The organism is Aquimarina sp. AD10 (genome assembly GCF_003443715.1).
Taxonomy (GTDB): domain Bacteria; phylum Bacteroidota; class Bacteroidia; order Flavobacteriales; family Flavobacteriaceae; genus Aquimarina; species Aquimarina aggregata.
Window position 1 is genome coordinate 2850131 of record NZ_CP031965.1, and the last position, 16398, is coordinate 2866528.

The 16398-nt window shown below is 31.7% G+C and carries 17 protein-coding genes and 1 riboswitch; of the genes, 5 read left to right on the forward strand and 12 right to left on the reverse strand.

Annotated features, from left to right (window positions below):
* Positions 1–82: 82 nt before the first annotated feature.
* Genes cysD through D1816_RS11850 form a run of 3 tightly spaced genes read right to left on the reverse strand, consistent with a single transcriptional unit; the run spans position 83 to position 1987 of the window.
* Entirely contained in the window at positions 83–1021 is a 939-nt protein-coding gene (cysD, locus tag D1816_RS11840; protein WP_066316864.1) for a sulfate adenylyltransferase subunit CysD, read from the reverse strand.
* 44 nt (positions 1022–1065) lie between these two features.
* A complete protein-coding gene (locus D1816_RS11845) occupies positions 1066–1692 on the reverse strand; it encodes a phosphoadenosine phosphosulfate reductase family protein (protein WP_066316867.1) in 627 nt (208 codons plus the stop codon).
* A 28-nt stretch (positions 1693–1720) separates the two neighbouring features.
* Positions 1721–1987: a DUF2061 domain-containing protein gene (locus tag D1816_RS11850; protein ID WP_198403850.1), complete on the reverse strand. Its 267-nt coding sequence runs from the start codon at positions 1985–1987 to the stop codon at positions 1721–1723.
* 330 nt (positions 1988–2317) lie between these two features.
* On the opposite strand from D1816_RS11850, the gene D1816_RS11855 reads away from it, so the two are divergent.
* Positions 2318–2869 (forward strand): hypothetical protein, encoded by a 552-nt coding sequence (locus tag D1816_RS11855; RefSeq protein ID WP_066316869.1) that lies wholly within the window; start codon positions 2318–2320, stop codon positions 2867–2869.
* Between the two features lie 54 nt (positions 2870–2923).
* Here D1816_RS11855 and D1816_RS11860 read toward each other — a convergent pair whose 3' ends face one another.
* The 6 genes from D1816_RS11860 to D1816_RS11880 form a co-directional block, all read right to left on the reverse strand.
* Positions 2924–4102 carry a PLP-dependent aspartate aminotransferase family protein gene (locus D1816_RS11860; RefSeq protein ID WP_118503087.1) on the reverse strand — a complete coding sequence of 393 codons (1179 nt, stop codon included), beginning with the start codon at positions 4100–4102 and terminating at the stop codon, positions 2924–2926.
* Positions 4099–4524 (reverse strand): OsmC family protein, encoded by a 426-nt coding sequence (locus D1816_RS11865; RefSeq protein ID WP_066316873.1) that lies wholly within the window; start codon positions 4522–4524, stop codon positions 4099–4101. Before D1816_RS11865 ends, D1816_RS11860 begins: the two co-directional genes overlap by 4 nt.
* Before the next feature lie 34 nt (positions 4525–4558).
* Positions 4559–5740 carry a cytochrome-c peroxidase gene (locus tag D1816_RS11870; protein ID WP_233565290.1) on the reverse strand — a complete coding sequence of 394 codons (1182 nt, stop codon included), beginning with the start codon at positions 5738–5740 and terminating at the stop codon, positions 4559–4561.
* Between the two features lie 32 nt (positions 5741–5772).
* Positions 5773–8187: a bifunctional aspartate kinase/homoserine dehydrogenase I gene (thrA, locus tag D1816_RS11875; RefSeq protein WP_233565291.1), complete on the reverse strand. Its 2415-nt coding sequence runs from the start codon at positions 8185–8187 to the stop codon at positions 5773–5775.
* Positions 8188–8199: 12 nt separating this feature from the next.
* A complete protein-coding gene (locus D1816_RS26110) occupies positions 8200–9162 on the reverse strand; it encodes an alpha/beta fold hydrolase (protein ID WP_066316879.1) in 963 nt (320 codons plus the stop codon).
* 77 nt (positions 9163–9239) lie between these two features.
* Complete coding sequence (locus tag D1816_RS11880) at positions 9240–10529, reverse strand: O-acetylhomoserine aminocarboxypropyltransferase/cysteine synthase family protein (protein WP_118503088.1); 1290 nt, start codon at positions 10527–10529, stop codon at positions 9240–9242.
* A 124-nt stretch (positions 10530–10653) separates the two neighbouring features.
* Positions 10654–10760: riboswitch (SAM riboswitch) on the reverse strand.
* Positions 10761–11083: 323 nt separating this feature from the next.
* On the opposite strand from D1816_RS11880, the gene metK reads away from it, so the two are divergent.
* From metK to D1816_RS11895, 3 genes are all read left to right on the forward strand, one after another.
* The gene (gene metK / locus D1816_RS11885) at positions 11084–12340 is read left to right on the forward strand and encodes a methionine adenosyltransferase (RefSeq protein WP_066316881.1); all 1257 of its coding nucleotides are present in this window, start codon (positions 11084–11086) and stop codon (positions 12338–12340) included.
* Positions 12341–12522: 182 nt separating this feature from the next.
* Positions 12523–12894 carry a hypothetical protein gene (locus D1816_RS11890; protein WP_118503090.1) on the forward strand — a complete coding sequence of 124 codons (372 nt, stop codon included), beginning with the start codon at positions 12523–12525 and terminating at the stop codon, positions 12892–12894.
* 312 nt (positions 12895–13206) lie between these two features.
* The gene (locus D1816_RS11895) at positions 13207–13500 is read left to right on the forward strand and encodes a hypothetical protein (RefSeq protein WP_118503092.1); all 294 of its coding nucleotides are present in this window, start codon (positions 13207–13209) and stop codon (positions 13498–13500) included.
* A gap of 39 nt (positions 13501–13539) precedes the next feature.
* Here D1816_RS11895 and D1816_RS11900 read toward each other — a convergent pair whose 3' ends face one another.
* Together D1816_RS11900 and D1816_RS11905 are read right to left on the reverse strand one after the other, a co-directional pair.
* Positions 13540–13962, reverse strand: a complete 423-nt coding sequence (locus D1816_RS11900) for a DoxX family protein (RefSeq protein WP_118503094.1) — start codon at positions 13960–13962, stop codon at positions 13540–13542.
* 82 nt (positions 13963–14044) lie between these two features.
* Positions 14045–15232, reverse strand: coding sequence for a heparan-alpha-glucosaminide N-acetyltransferase domain-containing protein (locus D1816_RS11905; protein WP_118503096.1), 1188 nt, complete (start codon positions 15230–15232; stop codon positions 14045–14047).
* 273 nt (positions 15233–15505) lie between these two features.
* Here D1816_RS11905 and D1816_RS11910 point away from each other — a divergent pair, with 273 nt between their 5' ends.
* Positions 15506–15847 carry a hypothetical protein gene (locus tag D1816_RS11910; RefSeq protein WP_118503098.1) on the forward strand — a complete coding sequence of 114 codons (342 nt, stop codon included), beginning with the start codon at positions 15506–15508 and terminating at the stop codon, positions 15845–15847.
* A gap of 9 nt (positions 15848–15856) precedes the next feature.
* Here D1816_RS11910 and D1816_RS11915 read toward each other — a convergent pair whose 3' ends face one another.
* Entirely contained in the window at positions 15857–16378 is a 522-nt protein-coding gene (locus tag D1816_RS11915) for a DUF302 domain-containing protein (protein WP_118503100.1), read from the reverse strand.
* Positions 16379–16398: the final 20 nt, after the last annotated feature.

The window sequence follows — 16398 nt, forward strand, 5'->3', positions numbered from 1 at the left end:
TATATTATTAATATTCATTCGATTCTGAAATCACTTCGACAAGCTAAGTTTAACATTTCAGAATTATACACATTATAGTTTTCTAGAAATATCCTTGTTGTTTACGTTTTTCCATAGCAGCCTCAGATCGTTTATCATCTATACGTGCTCCTCTTTCTGAAATTGTAGATTCTCTAATTTCTTCTACAACTTTGTCGATTGTAATAGCGTCAGAAAGAACAGCTGCTGTACAAGACATATCTCCTACGGTACGAAAACGCACCATTTTTTCTTCTACTACCTCATCATCTTCACGATATACCACATCATCCTCGGCAGACCAAATCATACCATCTCTTACAAAGATCTTACGCTTATGCGCGAAATAGATTGAAGGAATTTCGATATTTTCTTTTTCGATATAACTCCAAACATCTAATTCTGTCCAATTACTAATTGGAAACACTCTTACGTTTTGTCCTAAATCAATTTTACCATTAAGGTGATCAAACAACTCTGGACGTTGGTTTTTTTCATCCCATTGTCCAAAATCATCTCTTACAGAAAAAATACGTTCTTTGGCTCTTGCCTTTTCTTCATCTCTTCTGGCTCCACCTATAGCTGCATCAAATTTAAATTCTTCTAATGCATCAAGAAGTGTTGTTGTCTGAAGACTATTTCTACTAGCATATTTTCCTTTTTCTTCTATTACTTTTCCTTGATCTATAGAATCTTGCACATTACGCACTATAAGCTCTACACCTAATTCTTTAGCTAGTCTATCTCTAAACTCTATTGTTTCAGGGAAATTATGACCTGTATCTATATGTAATAATGGAAATGGTATTTTACCCGGATAGAAAGCTTTTTGTGCTAACCTAACCAAAGTAATAGAATCTTTTCCTCCAGAAAAAAGCAATACTGGTTTCTCAAATTGTGCCACTACTTCTCTAAAAATATAAATTGCTTCACTCTCTAAAGGATTTACCGTTAGCTTTTTTATATCTGTCACTTGTTCTTTTATATTTTCTATCACTTCCATGTAACTTCTTTTCTATTGCGTTTTTTGATACTATTTTTTCTTAATTAACTAGTGTGCAATCCACACTCTCTATTTTCTAAGACTTTAGTTGGATCAAAATATTTAAATTCATTAGGTAGTTTATTTTCTTCTAAATAAACGTCTAATTCTGCATCACTATAATAGTAGAAAGGACTAACTTTTAAAACTCCATCTTTACCCATACTCAAAATATCCAATGAATCCCTAAGAGCAGTTTGCCCCTTTCTTAAATTTGTAAACCAAACATCTGGTTTAAAATCATTCATAGCTCTCTTGAAAGGTTCTAGTTTTACTTGTTCAGTAAAAACTTTATGTTGAGGATCATCTATATCAGGAATACCCATAACTACATCTCTATGTGCTGTTGTTTGTTTAGGCACATACAGTTGTACATTTAAACTCAACAACTCAATTACTTCCTCAGCATGTCTATATGTATTAGGAGTATTATATCCAGAATCGCACCATATCACAGGCATATCTGACAATCCTTTGGCACAAACATTAAGTATAGCAGCTTCGTAAGGTCTGAAATTAGTGGTCACAACAGGATTTTTAGCATTACTAACGGCCCATTGTACAATTTCTAAAGGAGTTTTATCCTTTAGTGTTTTATTTAAGTCTTTTATTGTATTTTCTGTCAAACTCATAATCAAAATTACTTTTCCTTTTAAGCAATTACTTTCCCCATTTTATGCGATTCCATATTCTCTCATGGAAAAAGTACAGAATCATTTTAGTTACAAAATCAATAGACGCAATTGAAGTTGCCAGGGCAATCTCACCAGTAAGAATATATGATACAATTAATGTATCTAATGTTCCTATTACTCTCCAGCTTATCGCCTTAACAATACTACGCAATGGTTTCTCTGAGGATTTATCATCACTGTACGTTGTTTTTCGCGTAGCTACTTTATCTAATATCATTTGATCTACAATCATTTTTTTTAAAAATTCTATTACCCTATCGGAATAGTAGATTATTAAACAAATATATACATATTATCCGTTTATTAGTCCTAAAAAAATCAGAATCTTACTCAATTTGAAAGAATTATGATATTATTAATAAAAACCCTACTTAATTAGTAGATTAATAAGTCATATACGAAAATCATTATTATTATTTAACTTTTAAACAGGATGTAAATCTTAAAAAAACTTTAAAAACAATGTCATATATTTACCAAAACCACTTAGCTGTACGCTATTTAAAACAATATGCTTCTCTTTAGGCCGTTGATTTAACATAACCCTAATTATAAAATTATCATGAAAAAATTAGCCCTTTATTTATTCCTTGCCGGTACAATTCCCGCATTGTTTGTTTCATGTAGTAGTGATGATGACAATCCTATAGAAATTAATGAATCCTTTATTCCTGGTGAATGGGACTTAACAGAAACCAAATCTGAAAATGGTAAAGTAACTGGTACTTTTCAAGGTATTCCTGTTAGTGGGGATTATAGTGTAACAGGTAAAGATTATACTGCCAAGGTAAATTTTACTGAATCTACAGTTGCAAACGAACCTAATACACTTACTGGTTCTGGAGGTTTTACACTAGTTGCAGAAGTAACTATACCCACTCAAGATCCTATCTCGGTAGAAAGAAATGTTCCAGAATTTATAGGAGGAGGCGAATGGACTATTGAAAACAACAACCTTAATGTTACTGTTCAAGGAGAAACAGTATCTTATGAAATTACAGCCCTTAGTGCACAGTCTATGACACTTAAAGCAACATTAGATCAAGACGAAACTATAGAAGGAACTACTTTTAGAATAACAGGAGATCAGTTTTTTGTACTAACGAAACAATAACAAAAACTCCGTAAACAATTAAAAAGCAGCAAATATAATTTGCTGCTTTTTTGTTTATAACCGCTCTAAAGCCTGTTCTATATCATGTATAATATCTTCTATATGCTCTAACCCTACAGAGCATCTTACCATCCCATCGGTAATACCCACTACTAATTTGTCCTCTTTAGCTAATTTACTATGAGTTGTAGAAGCAGGATGTGTAACTATGGTTCGAGTATCTCCTAAATTAGCAGATAATGAGCACATTTTTATGTTATCAAAAAAGTTCTTGCCCCCTTTTACTCCTCCTTCAACCTCAAAAGCTATAATATTTCCCCCTAATTTCATTTGTTTTTTAGCAACGTTATATTGTGGATGAGACTTCAAAAATGGATACTTTACCCAATTTATCTTAGGGTGCGCTTCTAAAAATTCAGCTAATTTTAATGCATTCTCACAATGCTTATCTACACGTACTGCTAAAGTCTCCAAACTCTTTGATAATGTCCATGCATTAAAAGGTGATAGTGCAGGACCGGTATTCCTAGAAAATAAATAAATCTCTCTAACTAATTCTTTTTTACCAACCGTAACACCTCCTAAAACTCTACCTTGCCCATCAATCAATTTTGTGGCAGAATGAATTACCAAATCTGCTCCAAATTTTATTGGATTCTGTAAATATGGTGTCGCAAAACAATTGTCTATTATTAAAAGAAGATTATGTTTTTTAGCAATTTTACCAAGCAACTCTAGATCTAATACATCTACCCCTGGATTAGTAGGAGATTCTGCATAAATAATCTTGGTATTTGGTTGAATTAAGCTTTCTACTGTATCTATTTCGTCTATTTTAAAGTAACTTGTTTCAATATTCCATTTTGGAAAATACTTTGTAAACAATGTATGTGTAGAACCAAACACAGACCTTGCAGAAACAATATGATCACCAGCATCTAATAATGCCGCAAATGTTGAAAAGACTGCTGCCATTCCTGTAGCAAAAGCATAACCGTCCTCTGCTCCTTCTAAAGCGCAAATCTTATCTACAAATTCTGTTGTATTTGGATTACTAAAGCGACTGTAAAGATTTCTATCCTTTTCTTCGGCAAAGGCTGCACGCATCTCTTCCGAATCTTCAAAAACAAATCCTGAAGTTAGGTACATCGGTGTAGAATGCTCTAAAAATTGAGTTTTGTCCGTTTGTGTTCTTACCGCTTGAGTTTCAAAGTTTGTATATTTCTTACTCATAATTCTTTATTATTCAATACCACTTTATATTCTATGGTAGCTGTGGGTTCTAATGTTTTAGAAACAGAACAATATTTTTCGAATGATAGTTGCGCCGCTCTTTTTGCCTTATCTGGTGCTATTTCACCTTCTAGAAACACGGTTACAGCAATACTCTTAAATGGTGTAGCTCCATCAATTTTTTCGCGTGTGCCATCTACTTCTGCTCTATAGTCGGTAATCTCTTGTCTTTGTTTTTTTAGGATAGAAATAACATCAATTGCACTACATCCTGCTACTCCCATAAGAACATACTCCATAGGACTAGGCGCTAAATCATGACCTCCTACTTCTGCTTTACTATCTATATGTGTAATATGACCTCTCTCATTTTTTAATTCAAAATGATAATCGTTATCTATTCTTTTGAGTTGTACTTTCATTTTTTATTTAATTTTATCGACTATAATTTATTAATTATTGAATATTACCCCCTACCGACAATCCACTAGGAACGCTATCGACTATTTTCTTGTCAAAATCAGTTTCGTTCAAAGTGTTCAAAAAGGAAATGATAGGTGCCATATCCTTCACTTTTATTGTTATTTTTTTCACCAAAGAATCTAATTGATGATCTTCTATATTTGTATTTTGAGATTTACCAAAAGCTATATCTTCATAAAACTCCATTACTTTTTGAAGATTTTCCATACGTCCGTTATGCATATAGGGCGCTGTGAATCTTAAATTTCTTAAACTCGGTGTTCTAAAAGAGAATTGCCTATTAAATCCACTATCTATCTTTTTCAGCTTGTTGTTTTCTTCTAATCCCAATACATGCATTTTATAATCTGAAAACATAGGGCCGCTATGACAGTGAGCACATCCCACTCGTTTGAAGGTTTCGAAACCTTCTTTTTCTGCCATCGAAATCGCATTTTTATTACCTGAGATATATTGATCAAAACGGGAATTATTAGTTACTAATGTTCTTTCAAAAACCGCAATTGCTTTGGATAAGTTAACACTATTGATTGCATTCTTTTCTTCGAAAGCCGCCTCAAACAACTCTTGATACTTTGGTATATTTTTTAATCTACTAATGACTTCCTCCAAGATATCTTCTTCAGAATGCTGAAGACCTCGCATTTCTTCAAGAGCCTTAATTGGCTCTAAAGCTTGTTTTTCTAAACTCGTAACCCGATTGTCCCAAAACATTGGAGCATTTTCAGGATCATAACTATTATTCTCATCAATGCCATTATACGCTGTGTTTAGAATCGTATGTGCATTTCTTTTAACAAAAGGAATAACATTAGGCTTCTTAAAAACACGTTTACTACCAAATCCTTTTCCATTTACACCAATAGACAGATCTCTAAATTCTGCATAGCCATTATTTGGATGATGACACGTTGCGCAGGCGACATCTCTATTACCCGATAATATAGGATCAAAAAACAGTAATTTCCCTAAATAAGCTTTTTCAGGAGTACTTGGATTATCTTTGGGTGATTTTATTATTTTAGGTAATGCAGAATATGTAAACAATTCCTCTACTTTACCATTATCTACATAATCTACCTTTTCTGCATTAAAACAACTCACAATCAATGTTGTGGCAATACCGAATAAAAAACGAATGTATTTTTTTTGCAAAACGTTGGTATTAGTTCTTTGTATTACTTGAGTTATCTTTTTTCTGTTAAGCGTAAAATATCACCAAATACTCCTCTTGCTGTAACTGCAGAACCTGCACCTGCTCCTTGAATAACTATAGGTTGATCCCCATATGATTCTGTATAAATTTCAAATATAGAGTCGGATCCTTTTACTTGTCCTAACGCACTACTTTGAGGAACTGATATCAATTTTACATCAAGGGCTCCTTTTTCTTGCGATAAATCTCCCCAAAGATCGCCAATATATCTTAATACATGATTGGGTTTTTGTTGTTCTTTAACTTTTTGATATACGCTATCTAAAGCTGATAAACTATTTAAGAACTCGGTAGCCTCTCCTTTTCTAAGATTTTCTGGAATAAGATTATGTATATTGACATCAACAAACTCATTACTTAAATCTAATTCTCTTGCAAGTATCAGTAATTTTCTACCTACATCATTACCACATAAATCCTCTCTAGGGTCGGGTTCTGTGAACCCTTTGTCTATAGCCTCCTGTAACACTTCGCTAAACAACCTATCTTCTTGAGAAAAAGTATTAAACAAATAGCTCAAAGAACCTGAAAAAACTCCTTTGATTCTGGTTATATTTTCTCCTGATAAGTGCAATAACTTTATCGTGTCTATTAACGGAAGACCGGCTCCTACATTGGTTTCGTATAAATATTGCTTTTGATTTTGTTCTAAAGCACTTCTTAACTGTTTATAAAAATCAAAACTTAATGTATTAGCTACTTTATTAGACGAAACTAAATCAAATCCATGAGCAATCAAATCAAGATAGTTATTCGTAAAATCCTGACTTGCCGTATTATCAACAGCAATTAAATTTTCGAGATGATTATCATTGGCATAATTAACAATATCTTTTAATTGATATGGCTCGCCCACTTCTTTAATTTTATTTTCCCAATCTACATCTATTCCATTTTTTTCTAAGAGCACTTTTTTCGAATTTGCAACTGCAAAAACGTTAAGTTTTATTTTCTTTCTTTTTTCAATTTGTTTTGCAGACTTTAAAATTTGATCAATTAATGTACCTCCTACCAGACCATGTCCAAATACGGCAAGGTTTATCTTTTTTGAAATTTCAAAAATCTCGCCATGAATAACATTTAAAGCTCTATGCAACTGTGCTTTTTGGACTACCAGACTAACATTTTTACCTGTTACCGTATTATTAAATAATAAAGGGATTATTTGATTTTTGATTAAAGCATTATAAGGCTTATGAAATGTACTAAGGTCCTGCCCGATTATAGAGATTACAGACACTTCTTTTTCAATTGAAATAACGCTAACATCCTGTTTATGAAAATCTGCTTCAAACTCTTGTTCAAGTACTAATTTTGCTTCTTTTGCCTGATCTGCATCAACGATAAATCCAATACCACGTTCTGATGAGCCTTGTGAAATAATACTAACACTAATATTTTTATGTGCTAAGGCTCTAAATATTCTTGCATCTACCCCTGCTTTTCCAAGAAGTCCTCTTCCTTCTAAATTTATTAAAGCAACATTTTCTAATACGGACAATGATTTTATCCCCTTTTCACTTGACTTTGAGGTAATCAACGTACCGTCATTCTTATGATCAAATGTATTAAGAATTCGTAATGGAATACCTTTCTCTATTAGTGGAATAATAGTTTTTGCATGTAAAATATTTGCTCCAAAGTATGCCAATTCATTAGCTTCAGAAAATGACAATTTCTCTATTTTTATGGCATCTTGAACTAAATCTGGATTTGCTGTATAAATTCCATCGACATGTGTGAAATTTTGTAATTCATCTGCCTCAAGATAATTTGCCAACAATGATGCAGTATAATTACTACCATTTCTTCCTAAAGTAGTGGTTTCGTTCTTAGCGTTTGCAGCAATAAATCCAGTGACTATATTTACAGTAGTACCATTGTGTTTTTTAAAATGATCAATCACATTGTCTTTTGATAACTTATCTAGTGGTTGTGCATCACCAAATTGTGCATCTGTAATAATTAATGATCGGCTATCTGTAAAATTGGCATTGATATTTTTTTCTTGCAAAAGTTGTGTTATCAATTTTGCAGAAAGGACCTCTCCTTGAGACAACACCTTATCCTTTATTCTCTTACTATAATCACCTAAAAGCGAAACACCTTCAAAAAGTTTATCTAAGGTTTCAAATTCATTAACAAAATCAACGTTAACAAAGTCTGATACCTGATACTTCTTAAATGCTTCTAATTGCTCAACATAACTTAAATTATCTTTTGCATTCTCTAGTATATTTTCTAACTCGTCAGTTGTATTACCACGTGCAGAAAGTACTACTGCAATCTGCTCTCCTTTCTTAACCTTATCTTCGATTATATCTACAACTGTAAGAATCCCTTTACCATTAGCAAGTGATTTTCCTCCAAATTTTAAAACCTTCATCTTTCTATACTTTTAAAAAACATCTTTAAGTAACTTACTCAATTGTTCAAATTCTATTAAAAACGCATCATGTCCGTGGACTGAATCAATTATACTATGGGTACTATTTTCTTTTACTTTTTTCAACTCTTGAAATGTTAATGTGTCTTCTGCTGCCGTAAAAAACATATCAGAATTAACGCTTACGATATGTATATTAGATTCTATATTGCGTACCACATCTAAAAAGTCACCTCTTCCTAAAGTAATATCAATATTTGCCAGAATATGATTTAACTCTTTATATGCGGCAATTGTAAACCGTTTTTTGAGTTTCTCTCCATGGTGAAACAACCAACTTTCTATATTAAACATATCTTTTTCATCATTATAACTTCGATTAAACTTTTGTTGAAATGATGATGGTGATCTATAAATTAACATAGCATGTAATCTAGCATCATGAATAGGGTTGTTAGAATTTAGCAAAATTTGTTCCTGAACAAGACAATTAGCTTTTAACCAATCGGTAGATTTCCAATCTGTTGCTATTGGTATTAAATTTTCAATCAAACTAGGCTTAAGGGCTGCCATTTCCCAGGCGATTCCTCCACCTACAGAGCCGCCTATCACGGCATATAAACGTTCTATATTTAATATTTCTAAACCTATTGAAAAAATAGTCGCAATATCTCTAGCATTAAATATTTGATGATTCTGGATCAGATTATCTTCTAAACCGTCATATCCATTTCCTGGAATATTAAACGATAAAACAGTATATCTACTGGTATCAATAAGTTTTTCTTTTCCTATTAAACCATTCCACCAACCGTCTTTTCCACAAACTGTAGAATTACCTGTAAGAGCATGATTTACTAAAACAATTGGAGCACTGTATAATGGTTTCCCAAAAACTTCATACGTTAAAGGAATAGAATTAATTAACTCCCCTCCAGCAGTAGTATAATTTGATATAATAACTTTTTGTAACATAAACGCAGTTAACTAGCAGCTAAAATTCTTGATTAAATCCCTAAATTTCGTCAGAAACCTAAACATCTTAACTTTAATTATTTTACGGTTTCATTGATTTTAGCAAAGGCTTCTTTTAGATCTGTTTTCAAATCTTCAATATCTTCAAGTCCTACAGATAACCTAATCAAGTCTTTACTAACTCCTGTTGATTCCTGCTGTTTTTCATCAAGTTGTTGATGTGTAGTACTTGCTGGATGTATGATTAAGGATTTAGAATCACCAATATTTGCTAATAATGAAAAAATCTTTGTTTCATCTGCGATAGTCTTTGCAGAGTCAAAACCACCTTTAACCCCAAAGGTGATGATACCACTTTGTCCCTTAGGCAAATATTCTTTTGCTAACTCATAGTATTTATTATTCTCTAAGCCTGGATAGTTTATCCAAGTTACCTCATCCTGTTGTTGTAACCACTTTGCTAAGGCAAGAGCATTTTCACTGTGCTTCTTAATTCTAATATCCAGTGTTTCTAATCCTTGCAAAATCTGAAATGCATTAAAAGGGCTTAGTGCAGCACCATGATCTCGCAATCCTTCAATTCTTGCTTTTGCAATAAATGCTGCAGGTCCTAAAGCTTCATGATAAACTAATCCATGATATCCAGGTGAAGGTTCTGTAAATTCTGGAAATTTACCACTAGACCAATCAAAAGTACCTGCATCAATAATTACCCCTCCTAAAGACGTACCATTACCGCTTATATATTTAGTCAAGGAATGAATTACGATATTAGCTCCGTATTGAATTGGGTTCAATAATGCCGGAGTTGCCACAGTATTATCAACAACCAAAGGTACTCTATAAGCTTTTGCATGAGCAGAAATCGCTTTAAGATCTAAAACATCAAGTTTTGGGTTTCCTAGAGATTCTACAAAGAATACTCGGGTATTTTCTTTTACCGCATTTGCAAAACCATCTGTATCTGAGGGATCTACAAAAGTTGTTGTAATACCAAATCTTGGAAGAGTAACATTTAAGAGGTTATACGTTCCACCATATAAACTACTTGAAGCAACAATATGGTCGCCTGCTTTTAATAGGGTAAGCAATGTAGTATTTATAGCGGCAGTTCCCGAAGCGGTTACAACACCACCAATACCTCCTTCTAATGACGCTAAGCGCTGTTCTAAGATATCGTTAGTAGGATTATTTAGTCTTGTATAAATGTATCCAGATTCTGATAAGTTAAAAACATTGGCAGCATGATCTGCATTTTTAAACACATAGGATGTTGTTTGGTAAATAGGGACTGCTCTTGTTCCTGCATTATTTTCTACATTATGTCCCGCATGTAATGCTTCTGTTGCAAATTTTTGAGTACTCATAATTTTCTAATTTAAATTTTAAAACAAAATAAAATTCAAATACATCAATCACTTTATATAAGTGAATGGATATAGAAAATTAAAAAGAAAGGAAAACGACAATTACAAAAACTGTAATTGTATCGAGTTATCTTTTCCCGAACAATCGGGTTAGAATTTAGCACCTTCTTTATAAATAAAGGGTTGCTAAGGTTTCACAGGGTCTATTCCCTCCACCTTTCTTAATAACTATCTAAAATATGTATAAGAAACGTTGGGGCAAATCTAATAATTATTTTTAATTCCCACAGCATTTACTCATAAAATTGTGTTTTTCAAAAAAACTATGATTTAATTGCCCTAATCATTGAAAAAAATTAATCATACGTTAAATACTTTTAAATATTCCCTTTTTTTTTACCTTTGCCGAAATATTTTCAGGAAAAGATTTGACTGATTATCACCCTAAAGCTTCATTATAAGTATTTATTATAATGTTTAAAATTCGATTATTTTTTTATCGAAAGCTTATTATAGTAATCTCGTCTTACTTCTTCTAAATAAAACAATAAAGAATGGCATATTTATTTACTTCAGAAAGTGTTTCTGAAGGACACCCAGATAAAGTAGCGGATCAAATTAGTGATGCTTTATTAGATAACTTTTTAGCTTTTGATCCTAATTCTAAAGTAGCTTGTGAAACTTTGGTAACTACAGGTCAAGTAGTTTTAGCTGGAGAAGTTAAATCTAAAACCTATCTTGATGTACAGCATATTGCGAGAGATGTTATCAATAAAATAGGATATACTAAGGGCGCTTACCAATTTAGTGGTGATTCTTGTGGTGTAATTTCTTTAATTCATGAGCAATCTCAGGACATTAATCAAGGAGTAGATCGAGAAACAAAAGAAGAACAAGGAGCAGGTGATCAAGGTATGATGTTTGGATATGCGACCAAAGAGACGTCAAACTATATGCCTCTTGCACTTGACATTTCTCATAAAATATTAATAGAATTAGCGAAATTAAGACGTGAAGGCAACGAAATCCCTTACCTACGTCCAGATTCTAAAAGTCAAGTTACTATAGAATATAGTGATGACAATATCCCACAACGAATTGTAGCTATAGTTGTTTCAACACAACATGATGATTTTGATGACAATGATGATGTGATGCTCTCTAAAATTAAGAATGACATTGTTTCTATTTTAATACCGAGAGTAATTGCTCAATTACCAAAATATATTCAAGAATTATTTAATGATGATATTACATATCACATTAATCCTACTGGAAAATTTGTGATTGGTGGTCCTCATGGAGATACAGGTTTAACAGGAAGAAAAATCATTGTTGATACCTATGGTGGTAAAGGTGCTCATGGTGGTGGTGCATTTTCGGGTAAAGATCCGAGTAAAGTTGACCGTTCTGCTGCATATGCTTCAAGACATATTGCAAAAAATATCGTAGCCGCTGGTGTTGCAAGTGAAGCTCTTGTACAAGTATCTTATGCAATAGGCGTTGTAGAACCTACATCTATCTTTGTTGACACTTATGGGACTAGTAATTTAGGATTAACCGATGGTGAAATTGCAGAAAAAGTAGCAGAAATTTTCGATATGCGACCAGCTGCTATTGAAGAACGTCTGAAGCTTAGAAATCCTATTTATGAAGAAACCGCAGCCTATGGCCATATGGGTAAGGAGCCCAAAACGGTAACTAAGGTTTTTGAAAGTCCGTATTCTGGTAAAGTTAAAAAAGAAGTTGAACTTTTTACCTGGGAAAAACTTGATTATGTCGATATTGTAAAAAAAGTGTTTAAAATCTGATTTTTCATTAATTTACCGTAATTTTACAGTCTCAAATTTAAAGATATTCATCTAATTGTTATTTACAAAAATGCAATTAATCGAATACTACAAGAAAGCCTGCGAATACTAAAACGTTAACATTATTATTGCTATTAATAATATCTTTAAAAGCAATAGTTAACTAATAAAAAATTGTGAAAATGAAATTAAAGGTTTTAATAACTATCTTATTACTTTGTTTTTGTAGTGTTTCGTTTGGTCAGGATTATAAAAGTAATCTAACATCGGTTAAAACTATTGATGACCAACTCCTAGAAGAAAAATATGATGCAAATGAAGAAGTAGCTGTTGCTGATAGGTTAGTACTAAAAACTTCTGTCGAAAAGATTTCTGAGAAAGACAAACAATTCTTCTCTAGAAAAGAATGGAGAAAAATTAAAAAACAACTCTTAAAAAACAAAAAAAGAATTTCTAAATCTAAAGAAGCTATTCATACAACCAAAATTATGGATACTGTTTTCATAGAAATCCCAATTAAAAACAATCTTAGATCTAGTTTATCTGGATGGTAAAATAAAATAAGGCAATAAAAACAAAAATCTCTTAAAGCTTTTTAAGAGATTTTTTGTTTTAAAAAACTATCTACACTAGTATAATTGCACTGTATCTATATAATTAGGGTAACCTTAGGGGAAAAAACCCCTTCACGATTTGGGGCTTTTTAGTAAGAAAATAACCAAAAATCCTTATTACTTTAGCAACTGATTAACAAACACTTAATCTCCAGAATACAAATCTAAAAAAGTAACTCATTGCATTGTCAAAAATTTTAAAAATGTTTCGTTCATTCTAATTAACGACCAGAAGGTCAAAAATCAAAAATTATGAAAATTACTATGACTTTTACATTATTACTGTTGGTTTCATTTTTATCAACCGGACAAAACTATTCTAATGACAATGTAGAAAAAGTAAAATCTGAAGAAACCAATTCAAACATCTCCTCTGAAGAACTTTCTTCTAATGATAAGGAATGGGATAAGATCCAAATTCAAATTCAAAAAAATAAAAGAAAATACAGTAAGTCTAAAAACCTTGTGTACGCCAAAATAATGATGGATACTATACATGTTGACGTAACCATATTTAAAGAAAAATCATCTTTATCAGAATGGTAGAAAAATAATCATTTATTCTTTCTTAGATAATGATAATACTTATTGTTCCATTTTTAGATAATAATCTACAGAATGTTTTCCTGAACCATATAACAAGAAGAAAATACAAATAAGAAAAATAATACTTGCTATAACAAGGTTAGCCGTGTTCATTACACCAATAAAATTAATCAGCACGGCACCAAATAGTAATGGCAATTGTGCCATTACTGACCATCTGGTCAATAATCCAAAAGCGATAAGTATTCCTCCTATTAAATGTGCTGGAGCTACATAGTGAATTATGATCATTGAGCCTGCCAAATTCTGCACTGGTTTGATTAAATCAACTAGTATTTGGCTATTACTTATGAAATTAATTCCTTTTATGAATAAAAACACCCCTAAACTGATTCTTAACAAGTCTAATGGGTAATAGGTATGAGCATTTGCCCATTTATTTAATGATTTTATAGTAGGCATGACATATAAGCATTGATTAAACACCTATAAGATACTGATTTTTAAAGAAATAAGAAAAAAAATTCAAAAAAAACAAATAGACCTACCTCTTATTATATCTTATTTTTTTATAGCTGCGTACCATGTTATCTTTAATTGTTGTCGAAATATTCGAGAAATTAATAGACGTTTTCTTATAAAAAACTTCTAGTAAATTGTGCAAAAGCAATTTTAACTCTGATTGATACTTAAAATAGTATAATACCAAAGCGCATATACCAATAACAAATAACAGAGCACCCACTAATGCTTCTGTTGGTGCTAAAGCTCGATAAAAAAAGCGATTAAGGCCAAATTCGAACCAACTACCATAAAGGATGAAAAAATGCAGAATATAAATTGACAATGTTTTTCCTCCTACTTTAGTAACAACAGGATGCGAAACAAGATTTCTAAGTATTATAAAAACAGCAAAAAGCACACACACATTTCCAAGTCTTATAAATAGAAAATTATTATAGGCTACAGATTTGAAGATCTCCAGAGATGTAATATCATGTAAAGACATTAATAAACTAGACGAAAAATACATCAATACAAAACCGGCAAGAAGATAAACCATTATCGCATACCGATAAAAGTCTTTTTGTTTTAAGTACTTCAAAAATAAAGATGCCATAAAACCACCAAAACACACATATCCAAACCAAGGAAAAATTGTAAAAATAGATCCATTGGTATGTGTAAAATAATTAGCTATGGTTTTTGGTAAAAATTCTAAAATACAAGCTTCATACATAGGCTGTAAAAGAAAAATTACCGTACCAATGACTAAGATCGTATTTTGAAAAAAAACGACTCCATATTTACTAGCAATAAGATAAATTCCAATTAACAATAACAAAGATGTACCAATACACTGAAGTACATCTACATAATAAAATGATGGGTTTACACCACCAGCATATAGAGCGTAAAGACTCAAACGAAGTAAGTACCCCCATAAAATAACTTTAATGGCACGTTTTACACCTTTTAAAACTCGCGGATTATCAATACCTATCGTACCTTGTTTTAATAATAGAAACGTAAAGATGAAGCCCGTTATAGTAAAAAAAGTAGGAGCTGTCATCCCTCTAAAATATTCCCATATATTAAAAATAGTATTACTTGTATCTCGATATTCATCTGCTAAGAGCGTATATACAAAATGTCCTTGAAGCATCATTATAATCGCGAATGCTCTAATTGCATCTAGAAAATGTAATCGGTTATTGGGACTAGTTATCATTTGGGGCCAGTTAGTTATACTATCTCAAAAAACGTTTTTCAGATAATATTATTGCTTAAAAAAAGCGCAAAAATAATCTTTTTAATCTGATTTTAAGTCATTTATACTAATATATTGTTTTTAAAAATCATATCTTATAAAAAACACATAGAGTATTTTATACACAGTTTCGAAAAAGAATAAGTGTATCTATAAAAAACAACCTCTAAAAAAGAGGTTGTTTGCTTTGGCATCTTTATTGGTGCCTAAACTGTAAACTTTAAATTATATATTATGAAAAGTGATAGTTATACCAAATTAATTCTAACAGTTATTGCATTATGCCTTGTTATTATCGTCGTTAGGGATATTGACATTATTCCAAAGGCTCATGCAAACGAAGTTTCAAATACAAAATATGGAGCACTTCCTATTAACGAAGATGGATCTATTACCGTTAGACTAAGTAATTCTGATCAAATCGATGTAAATATTAAAAACATAGATACCTATGATAAACTTCGAGTAGATTTAAATGATATAAGTACCCAAGATGAATTGGATATAAATATTGACGAAATAGGTGGACGCTTTGTTTCTAATGGTGGGCCCATCAAAGTAACGTTACAAAACTAAAAAGGCTTGTTATTGCGGGTTTATAGCCTTGTTAGTCAAACCATCTAAAGCGCCTTTTATTTTTTGTAATATTTCATCTTTTCCTTCAACACCATGTCTTTCTTGGAGGTATGTAGGATCGTTATATGAAACTTTTACAACATCATTGTCCTGCCAAACTAAGATTTTTTGTGGTAAATCCAACCCAATAGACTGTGCATTTTGCATTAAAGGAGTTCCTAACTTAGGATTTCCGAACATTATTATTCTTGTTGGGTTTAACTCTAATCCAACAGATGCAGCATTTGCCTGATGATTTAACTCTGCAATTATTTTTAGATTGGGATTGTTTGTAATAACCTCAACCAAGGTGTTATATGTTTCTTCAAAACTCTTAGAACTTGTCTTTGTTACGATTCCTTGTCCTTTAGTTACTTCCATTTTATGATTTGAATTTAGTTTTTCAATCTTAGACGTATCTTTTTTGTTTTGATTACACGATGAAATAGTTAACATTATCAAAAGAAATCCAAATACTTTATATATGGTCATATCTATTATTTTATCTGTTT